The 359-nt window shown below is 64.1% G+C and carries 1 pseudogene; it reads left to right on the top strand.

Annotated features, from left to right (window positions below):
* Positions 1–359: pseudogene (locus tag ACLQ2O_RS41940) on the top strand (transposase); the annotation flags it as partial.

The raw sequence follows: 359 nt of genomic DNA, 5'->3' as shown, positions 1-359 counted from the left end.
CCCGAAACCTGAGGAGATCGTTGCCAAGTTGCGGCAGGCGGATGTGCTGATCTCACAGGGCCAGAGCGTGGCCGATGCAATCCGCGCGCTCGGCGTGAGTTCGGTGACGTACTACCGATGGCGGCGTGAGTTTGGCGGCCTGAAGTCAGATCAAGTTCGACGGATGAAGGACCTGGAGACCGAGAACGCTCGGCTGCGAAAGGCGATTGCGGATCTCACCCTCGACAAGCTGATCCTGCAGGAGGCGTCCCGGGGAAACTTTTGAGCCCCGCGCGCCGGCGCGCCTGTGTCGAGCACATCATACGGACGATGACCGTCTCCGAGCGCCGCGCCTGTCGGGCGCTCGGACAGCATCGCTC

The sequence above is a fragment of the Kribbella sp. DT2 genome, assembly GCF_049844575.1.
GTDB lineage: Bacteria > Actinomycetota > Actinomycetes > Propionibacteriales > Kribbellaceae > Kribbella.
This window is presented reverse-complemented; position numbering and strand designations above follow the sequence as displayed.